Annotated in this window: 8 protein-coding genes; 4 read left to right on the top strand and 4 right to left on the bottom strand. The window is 44.8% G+C overall.

Annotated features, from left to right (window positions below; genetic code table 11):
• Window positions 1–310: 310 nt before the first annotated feature.
• Both CSV74_RS15700 and CSV74_RS15695 read right to left on the bottom strand, forming a co-directional pair.
• Window positions 311–970 (bottom strand): hypothetical protein, encoded by a 660-nt coding sequence (locus CSV74_RS15700; protein ID WP_099692375.1) that lies wholly within the window; start codon window positions 968–970, stop codon window positions 311–313.
• A 27-nt stretch (window positions 971–997) separates the two neighbouring features.
• Complete coding sequence (locus CSV74_RS15695; RefSeq protein WP_199170372.1) at window positions 998–1531, bottom strand: hypothetical protein; 534 nt, start codon at window positions 1529–1531, stop codon at window positions 998–1000.
• Window positions 1532–1647: 116 nt separating this feature from the next.
• On the opposite strand from CSV74_RS15695, the gene CSV74_RS15690 reads away from it, so the two are divergent.
• Window positions 1648–2535 (top strand): 5'-3' exonuclease, encoded by an 888-nt coding sequence (locus tag CSV74_RS15690; RefSeq protein ID WP_099692374.1) that lies wholly within the window; start codon window positions 1648–1650, stop codon window positions 2533–2535.
• On the opposite strand, the gene CSV74_RS15685 is transcribed toward CSV74_RS15690, so the two are convergent.
• Window positions 2524–3039: a C39 family peptidase gene (locus CSV74_RS15685; RefSeq protein WP_099692373.1), complete on the bottom strand. Its 516-nt coding sequence runs from the start codon at window positions 3037–3039 to the stop codon at window positions 2524–2526. The two genes, CSV74_RS15690 and CSV74_RS15685, sit on opposite strands and share 12 nt — an antisense overlap.
• Before the next feature lie 241 nt (window positions 3040–3280).
• Window positions 3281–3601, bottom strand: coding sequence for a thioredoxin family protein (locus tag CSV74_RS15680; protein ID WP_099671228.1), 321 nt, complete (start codon window positions 3599–3601; stop codon window positions 3281–3283).
• 168 nt (window positions 3602–3769) lie between these two features.
• Between CSV74_RS15680 and CSV74_RS15675 the strand changes: the two genes are divergently transcribed.
• The 3 genes from CSV74_RS15675 to CSV74_RS15665 are packed head-to-tail and all read left to right on the top strand — an operon-like array spanning window position 3770 to window position 9234.
• Window positions 3770–6193: a 3-hydroxyacyl-CoA dehydrogenase/enoyl-CoA hydratase family protein gene (locus CSV74_RS15675; protein ID WP_483315653.1), complete on the top strand. Its 2424-nt coding sequence runs from the start codon at window positions 3770–3772 to the stop codon at window positions 6191–6193.
• Between the two features lie 27 nt (window positions 6194–6220).
• Window positions 6221–7396, top strand: coding sequence for an acetyl-CoA C-acetyltransferase (locus tag CSV74_RS15670; protein WP_099692371.1), 1176 nt, complete (start codon window positions 6221–6223; stop codon window positions 7394–7396).
• Between the two features lie 38 nt (window positions 7397–7434).
• Window positions 7435–9234, top strand: a complete 1800-nt coding sequence (locus tag CSV74_RS15665) for an acyl-CoA dehydrogenase family protein (protein WP_369823733.1) — start codon at window positions 7435–7437, stop codon at window positions 9232–9234.
• The last annotated feature ends 591 nt before the right edge of the window (window positions 9235–9825 follow it).

The raw sequence follows: 9825 nt of genomic DNA, 5'->3' as shown, positions 1-9825 counted from the left end.
CAGGGTCTCAAGACGCACGCTGATCCCTCAGGAGTCGGCCTTTCTCCGTTCCGGTACACTCTGATACTCTAAAAAAATATTTACTGATAAGAACAGAAAAAAGCGTAAAGGACTCATTCCTCTTACGTTTTTTCTGTTCTGTCCCAACCTCTTTGGTTATGTGTATAACGTTTTACCATATAGTAAACTTGCCTGTTTTCACTATATTTTCAAAGTGCCATTGTGCAGATAGTGAAGTAGTCAAAAAAAAGAGAAACCTGACAAAAAATCAGGTTTCTCTTAGAATGTCTTCATCTATCCTAATTTCACTTCACGTACATCTGAACGAATCGATTTTCTGTAAGTCCAATCCATAATACTCCCAGCGGTAATGACGTGGATCCCATCGATACCCAGCAATAGAAGTTCTGCCAACGAATGTCGGGTAATACCAGAACCCTTTGTTTCGCGAAGTCCATACATACGTATAACGGTACAAGCAGCCTGCTATGCCGCCCGGATCCACTGCGCGTAGTTGAGCGTCCGGATAGCTCGGTATTTGGCTTGGAGGAGCAGAAGTCGGGGCACTTTGCTGCGGTTGACCGCCTGGCTGCCCGTGGTGATGGTGTTCCTGGTGATGACCGTGTTGTCCATGCTGTGGATGATGTCCGGGATGACCGTGCTGACCAGGATGTCCGGGATACCCCGAATGCCCTGGATAAGTGGGTTGTTGAGGGTAACCGGGATAACCTGGCTGACTTGGATAACCGGGTTGATGTTGCGGTGGATATCCCTGTTGGTGCCCCGGATAACTAGGTGGCCATTGCGGATTTTGTTGATTGGGTGGCGGATATCCTGGATATCCACCTGGCCATCCTTGGTGTTGTTGACCGTGCTGCGGGTGACTCTGTTGATGATGTGCATCATACTGCTGCCCTGGATAACCGTCAGGCAGCTTCGGATACCACATGCCTTCATCCTGCTGACTCAAACTATCACTCCTTCATTTCTACTGATTTCACACACAACGAAACTGATCAATACGTTGTAAATCAATGCCTATATACTCCCAGCGGAATCTGCGTGGATTCCACTGAAACCCTGCGACGGATTGTCGACCAACAAATGTCGGATAAAACCAAAAGCCATTACGTCGTGAAGTCCATACATACGTAAAGCGATACAAACAACCTGCGATGGCACCAGGATCTACCGCGAACGCCTGAAATTCTGGATAGCTTGGGATTTGATTCGGTGGCGGGGAATTTGGAGCAGCCGCCTGACCGCCTTGACTTGGTGAGCTTGGATTCCCAGGTCGACCTGGTTGCTGTCCAGGGAAATTAGGTTGCTGTGGAAAGCCGGGTGATGAAGGAAAGCCCGGTAAACTCGGAAACCATTGCATACCTGGGAACCCTTGAGATCCCTGCATACCTGGAAACCAAGGTTGCCAAGGAGAAAACGATTGTGCTGTGGAGAAGCCTTGTGGATCGGCACCTTGCCAATATTGATCTGAATATTGCGGGTACCTCATAAATTCATCTTGTGGATTCAACTCATTACGCCTCCTTTTATTGTTCGTTTTATTATATGCAGTCTGTTGGTTATTTGACCTTATTGTCTCTTCAAGCGATAGCTGTGCTAAACTAAAGATAAAGGAAGTGGAATATAATGAATGAAAATAAACCTCATATTTTAGTAGTGGATGGAATGGCGTTGTTGTTCCGTTCATTTTTTGCGACGGCACATAGTGGGCAGTTTTTCCGCAACGCATTGGATGTACCGACGAATGGCGTACAAGGATTCGCGCGACATACGATGAGTGCTATCTCGATTTTCCAACCGACACATTTAGCGGTGTGCTGGGATATGGGATCGAAAACATTCCGTAATGAATTATTCGCAGACTATAAAGCGCATCGCCCAGCACCTGCACCGGAATTAATTCCGCAGTTCGATATGGCTCGTGAAGTATCGGAAACACTAGGGTGGAAGAGTTATGGAATCAAAAACATGGAAGCGGATGATCTAATTGGTTCGCTAATTGAAACGTGGAAAGACGAAGCAAAATTGACAGTGGTGTCGGGCGATAAAGATTTGCTTCAACTATTGAAGCCGGATGTGTCGATTGCGCTAACGAAAAAAGGCTTCACGCAGTATGATGAATACACGGAAGCTCGTTTTATAGAAGAGTATGGGATCACTCCTAAGCAATTCATTGATATGAAAGCATTCACAGGAGATTCGAGCGACGGATACCCTGGAGTGAAGGGAATTGGTCCGAAGACGGCATTGAAGTTAATACAAGAGTATGGCTCGGTCGATGGCGTGCTCGCAGCGAGAGAAAAACTAACGGCAGGTGTGCAGAAGAAGCTGAATGCAGAAGAGGAGATGCTGATGATTTCAAGGGATCTCGCAACGATTCATTGTGAAATCAAACTCGATGATCCGCTAGAAAATTTGCTCATTCCGGAGTTCACTGAAGAAACTGCTAAAGTAATGGAAGAGCAAGGCTATTCCATGATTGCTAAACAAGGATTACCTGTTTCACCGTTTTAACGGTTCGATCTTAACAAACGTCAAAATATTTTTATTCAATTCATAGGGGATGGAGCGTACACGGCTCGCGCGATTTCTGCCACCGTGGTCATGAACGAGTACATGCAGTTGTTTGTCTACATATTCATACCCGACCATCACGACCCAGTGATAATCGAATGAAAAACGACTACACCACTTGAACTTGAACCATTTATCAAACTTCACAGCCACAGGGCGGTCTTCATCGATTTGCTCGATAGCCAGCTGTACATTACAAACTTTCACATTCCATTGCGAGCCGAGCATTTTGTTGAGCCTACGAACAAAGCGCCAAGTAGGCAGACCAATCTTCGTACTCCCTAATGTTCGATACAGCTCATTAATGGAAGGAGTTTGTTCGGTAGGAAAGAAATGGCGCAGCAACACATACGCTGTAACAGGCCCGCAAGCCGACGGACGGTAGCTTGGTTCAATGTCGTTATCATATTGCGATTTACCTTGTACTTCTATGTATTTGGACATGCAGAACTCCTCCTTTATGGAACATATTGTGGTTTGGTAGGGGGGCGCGGTGTGTGGCGCTCATACTTGTTGCTTAAGCGCTCAATGAACTCTGCTTTGCGCTCTATCCAGCTACTGATACGCTCTATGTAGCGGTTCAATCGCTCATACTTTCCGTTCAACCGCTCAACCCATCCCAAAAACCGCTCAATAAAGCAAATGCTGAGAACCTTTAGGCTCTCAGCATTTTCACATTTCATCTTTAGATCTTCACTTCGTCTAAAAACTCCTCAACTTGTTCAGGTGACTTTGCAAACGCACTATGCAGATGTGCATGCTTCTCACCATTTTGGAAGACTAACAGACTTGGAATTCCCATCACTTCATATTTCTCAGCAATTTCTGGAATAACGTCGCGATCCGCTTCATACCATGTGTATGTATCGTATTTTTCAACGATTGGATCAATAAACATATCCATACGCTTACAGTCTGGGCACCAGTCTGCTTCGAATTTCACAAGTACTGGCTGGTCACCCGCAATGATTTCTTCAAACTCAGTTGCTGTTTTAATTTCCTTCATTTCTATCGCCTCCATTCAGTAAGTAGTGTACAATGAATCACGAATGTTTGGTATTAAATTGCTTATTTTAAAAAGTCTGATTAAATATGAAATAAATATTGCGAAATAGTTTCAAATGATTTATACTAGCAATTATAGGCAACGCATATTTTTTTACGCTATAAATGAATGAGCGTTCATTCAAAGAACATAAGGGGAGGATTGCACGTGACTTATCAAATTAGAAAAGCGGCAGTTTTAGGATCTGGAGTTATGGGTTCTGGTATAGCAGCGCACTTAGCGAATATTGGTATTCCCGTACTTTTACTAGATATCGTACCACCGAAATTAGGTGCAGATGACGAGGAAAAAGGATTAACGTATGACAATCCAATGTTCCGCAATAAGTTTGCGGCTACAGCGTTGGAAAAATTACAAAAACAAAAACCGGCTCCTCTGACAACGAAGAAAAGCTTATCATTACTTACACCAGGAAACTTTGAGGACCATTTGGATCAATTGAAAGACGTAGATTGGATCATTGAGGTCGTCGTAGAAAACCTTGATATTAAAAAGAGTTTATATGAAAAGATTGAAAATGTGCGAAAGCCAGGCACCATCATTTCATCCAATACATCGGGGATCAGTATTGAAGCGATGACTGAAGGACGTTCGGAAGATTTCCAGAAGCACTTCCTTGGCACACATTTCTTCAATCCTCCAAGATACTTGAAATTGCTGGAGATTATTCCTACAGAAACGACATCACCTGAAGTTGTAGAGTTCATGACAGTGTTCGGTGAGGATCGTTTAGGTAAGGGAGTCGTGATTGCGAAGGATACTCCAAACTTCATTGGTAACCGAATCGGAACGTATGGTTTACAAGTGACATTACATGAAATGCTGGAACGCGGTTATACAATCGGAGAAATCGACTCGATTACGGGTACATTAATCGGCCGTCCGACGTCTGCAACATTCCGTACATTAGATGTCGTGGGACTGGATACGTATATGCACGTGGCGAAAAACGTCTACGATCAGACTACGGGTGAAGAGCAGAAAATATTTGAACTACCTGATGGCGTCACTAAAATGATCGATAATGGCTGGATCGGCGCGAAAGCAAAGCAAGGCTTCTATGTGAAAAAAGGCCGAGACATTATGGAATTGGATATGAAGACATTTGAATATGTTCCTACGCAGAAAATGAAAGCGCCTTCAATAGAAATGGCAAAGCAGCAAAAAGGACTAGCTAATAAAGTGAAGACGTTACTATATGCAAAAGATCGTGCAGGCGAGATTTTGTGGAATACATTAATACCGACGATGCTATATGCTGCACAACTTTATGGTGAAATTGCAGACGATATCGTTTCGATCGATAACGCAATGAAATGGGGCTTCGGCTGGACACAAGGACCGTTTGAAATATGGGACGCAATCGGTGTGAGGAAGTCTGTGGACATGCTGAAAGAAGAAGGCAAGGAAATCCCTGAACTCGTTCAGTCCTTGCTCGATAGAGGCTATGAAACTTTCTATAAAGAAGATAATGGCGATACGTACTTCTTCGATGGCTCGGACTATCAAGCTGTGCAAGTAAATGAGAAAGCGATCAACTTGAAGCAGTATAAGAAGAAGCACGGTGTCATCAAGAAGAACTCTGGCGCAAGCTTGATTGACCTTGGAGATGGAATAGCTTTACTAGAATTCCATTCACAGTCAAATGCAATCGGTCTGGACATCATTCAGATGATCAACTTCGCAGTAGATGAAGTGGAGCGGAACTTCAAAGGACTTGTAATTGGGAATCAAGGGAAAAACTTCTGTGTCGGTGCGAACCTTGGCATGATTTTAATGGAAGCACAAGATGATAATATCTTTGAACTCGACTTTGTTATCCGTTCATTCCAGAACGCGATGTTGAAGATTAAATATAGCAACAAGCCAGTTGTTGCGGCACCATTCCAGATGACGCTAGGTGGCGGAGCAGAAGTTTGTCTTCCAGCTGCACATATTCAGGCATCTATGGAAACGTATATGGGACTCGTTGAAGTAGGGGTAGGCTTGATTCCAGGTGGTGGCGGTAACGTCAACTTGTATCAAAAGCACCTGAAAGGTTTGCCAAATGGTGTACCTACTGATTATCAACATATTGCAAATAAAGTATTCGAATCGATCGCCATGGCGAAAACGTCGACATCTGCTGAAGAGGCAAGAGAGAACAACTTCCTCGACTTTGCAGACGGCATTAGTGTCAATCCGGATCATCTAATCTACGACGCGAAACAAGCTGCTTTGTCATTATTTGAAGCGGGCTATGTAGCGCCGAAGAGAGCGAAAGTTCCTGTAACAGGCGATTCAGGCTATGCAACCTTATTACTGGCAGCTGAAGGAATGTTCAGTTCTGGCTTCATTAGCGAACATGATTTGAAAATTGCGAAGAAACTCGCATACGTACTGTCTGGCGGAAAGATTCCATATGGTACACGTGTCGATGAGCAATATTTACTTGATTTAGAACGCGAAGCATTTTTAAGTTTAGTGGCAGAACCGAAATCACAACAGCGTATGCAGCATATGCTAGTCAAGGGTAAGCCGTTACGTAACTGATGAGAGATAGCTAAAGGAGGAAGCAGAATGCGCGAAGCAGTAATTGTAGCCGGTGCTCGAACACCGATTGGAAAAGCAGGAAAAGGTTCTTTGGCAACTGTCCGTCCCGATGATCTTGGGGCGTTGACTATAAAGGAAACATTAAAGCGTGCAGGGGATTATGATGGGCCGATCGATGACTTGATCATCGGTTGTGCCATGCCTGAAGCGGAACAAGGAATGAACGTCGCACGTAACATCGGCGCGCTAGCAGGATTACCGGATACGACACCTGCCGTAACGGTCAACCGCTTTTGTTCATCCGGTTTGCAGTCGATCGCTTATGCGGCAGAGCGTATCATGCTCGGTCACGCAGAAGCAGTCTTAGCGGGTGGCGTTGAATCGATGAGTATGGTTCCGATGATGGGAAATACGATTCGACCGAACGTTAAGCTGGCGGAAGAAGCACCTCAGTACTATATGGGAATGGGGCATACAGCAGAGCAAGTGGCGCAAAAGTATGGCATTTCCCGTGAAGACCAGGATGCGTTCGCAGTGGAATCACATAAACGTACCGAAGCGGCGATTAAAGAAGATAAATTTGTCGATGAGATTGTACCAGTTGAAGTAACGAGACGTTTTGTCAATGAGGATGGTAAGTATCAAGAAAAAACGGTTTTATTCGAAATGGATGAAGGCGTACGTCCTGGTACGACGACTGAAATTCTCGGAAAATTACGTCCAGCATTCGCAACGACAGGTTCTGTCACAGCTGGAAACGCGTCACAAACATCTGACGGTGCAGGAATGGTCTTATTAATGGATAGAGAAGTCGCTGAAAAGCGTGGTTTACAACCCATGGCAAAATTCCTCTCTTTCGCAGTGGGCGGCGTGCCACCGGAAGTGATGGGGATTGGACCGATTGTCGCTGTGCCTAAAGCGTTGAAACTAGCGGGTCTATCTATTGAAGACATCGATCTATTCGAGCTCAATGAAGCATTTGCCTCTCAGTCACTTGCAGTGATTCGTGAACTTGGATTGGATCCGGATAAAGTGAACGTCAATGGGGGAGCCATTTCATCAGGTCATCCACTAGGTGCGACAGGAACTATTTTGACTTTGAAATTAATTAATGAATTGAAACGCCAAGGCAAAAAGTACGGTGTCGTCACGATGTGTATCGGTGGCGGAATGGGAGCAGCTGGAGTATTCGAAGTTCTATAAAATAAAATCAAACATACAAACAAATAGGGGGAAATACAATGACTAAAGCTATGGAGGGAACAACTATGACAGAATTCGTAAAAGGTGGAGCATTTTTAACTGAGGATATGGACGCTAGTCGCGTTTTCACACCTGAGGATTTTACAGATGAGCAAAAGATGATCGCCAAAACAACGGAAGAGTACGTGAAAAATGATGTAACACCGTTGATTGAAAAGCTTGAGAACCATGAATTCGAAAACTCCGTCACATTGCTGAAGAAAGCAGGAGATCTAGGTCTTCTAGCAGCAGATATTCCAGAAGAGTATGAAGGCCTAGCACTAGATAAAATTTCATCTGCATTGATTGCTGAGAAGTTATCGGTAGCAGGCGGCTTCTCGATTACACACGGTGCGCACGTAGGGATCGGTACATTGCCGATTGTATTATTCGGTAACCATGAGCAAAAAGTGAAGTATTTGCCGAACTCTGCAAGTGGAACAAAAATCTCCGCTTATGCATTGACAGAGCCAAGCTCAGGGTCAGACGCTCTAGGCGCGAAGACCACTGCTAAATTAAATGCTGCAGGTACACACTATGTACTAAACGGTGAAAAACAGTGGATCACGAACTCTGCATTTGCTGATGTATTCGTAGTCTACGCAAAAGTAGATGGCGACAAATTCACAGCATTTATCGTAGAAAAAGAATATCCAGGCGTTTCAGTAGGACCGGAAGAGAAGAAAATGGGTATCAAATCATCTTCTACACGTACGTTGATTCTAGAAGACGCACAAGTACCGGTTGAAAACCTATTAGGTGAAATTGGCCGCGGACATGTGATCGCGTTCAACATTTTAAACATTGGTCGTTACAAGCTTGGAGTAGGTACAATCGGCGGATCGAAGCGTGCACTTGAATTGGCTATCAAATACGCGAATCAGCGTAAGCAGTTCGACACACCGATTTCTTCATTCAACTTAACGAAAGAAAAGTTCGGTACGATGGCTTCTAAGTTGTACGCAACAGAAAGTTTGATCTATCGTACGGTTGGGTACTTCGAAGAGCGTAACGCGGCGATGAGCCCTGAAGAGCAAAAAGACGGCGCAAAAGTCGCGGCTTCCATTGCTGAATACGCAATTGAATGCTCTATCAATAAAGTAGTAGGTTCAGAAGTATTGGATTATATTTCGGACGAAGCCGTTCAAATTCACGGCGGTTACGGCTTCATGGCTGAGTACGAAGTAGAGCGTATCTACCGTGACTCCCGTATTAACCGTATTTTCGAAGGAACGAATGAAATCAACCGTATGATCGTTCCAGGCACGTTCTTGAAGAAAGCAATGAAAGGCGAATTGCCATTGCTTCAACAAGCACAAGCATTGCAGGAAGAATTGTTAATGCTTATGCCAGAAGAAGTGGGCGAAGAGGCATTGGCTCAAGAGAAGGCGCTTGTGAAGAACGCGAAGAAGATCGGTATCTTGGTTGCAGGACTTGCAGCACAGCGTTACGGCACGAAGTTGGATCAGGAGCAGGAAATCCTTGTAAACATCGCAGATATTGCGAATGATCTATTCGGCATGGAGTCTGCATTACTTCGTACGGAGAAGGCGATCAATAAGAATGGTGAAGAGAAAGAGAACCAAAAGCTTCTCTATACACAAATCTTCTGTCAAGAAGCTTTCGGACGTATCGAAGCGGCAGCAAAAGAGACATTGCTTGCAGCGGTCGACGGTGACAACCAACGCATGATGATTTCTGCGTTGCGTAAGTTGACTCGTAATAATCCATATAACATTATTGCGAAGAAGCGTGAAGCGGCTGAGAAGCTGATCGAAGCAGAGAAGTATATCGTTTAATAATTGTTTAGACAGAACGCCTCCTATGTGAGGCGTTTTTGTTTTGGGAGAATTGGAGAGGTAGTTCAAGAACAAATGCGTTAGAGTGGTGAATATAGATAGAGAGTGCGAGGGGATTGAAGCTCCAGCTGGGGACGCTTTCCTGAGGGCGTGGCTTACTCAAGGCAGTCTATGAAAGCACATGCTCCTAACGCTGCGCTTTTACTCGCAAAAGCCGTCCTTCGCTACGGCTCTCGCTGATCCTCCAGGAGTCGCCCCAGCTTCCGCTCCAATCCTACGTTTAAAGTGAAGGTACCTAGATCCACAATTGTAGATAGAGTCTAAGTGGTTTTTCCTTTAAACTTGGTTAGTTCAAGTTCCTTTATAAAGTTAATCACAATACCACATACAATGCACACCAGAAACTGTCACCCACTCAGCTTGCAAGGGATTGGTGCGTAGGAGGGGCGACTCCTAGAGGATCAGCCCGACAGGCGAGACAACTAAGAGAGGACAGCGAACAGTTGGCTCGCCGCGGGCCCTCAGGAAAGCGTCCCCTCCGAAGCGCCAATCCCAACCCCAACAGCTTGCCAGCCTCTAAAAATAACCCTC

The sequence above is a fragment of the Sporosarcina sp. P19 genome (assembly GCF_002743165.1).
GTDB lineage: Bacteria > Bacillota > Bacilli > Bacillales_A > Planococcaceae > Sporosarcina > Sporosarcina ureae.
This window is presented reverse-complemented; position numbering and strand designations above follow the sequence as displayed.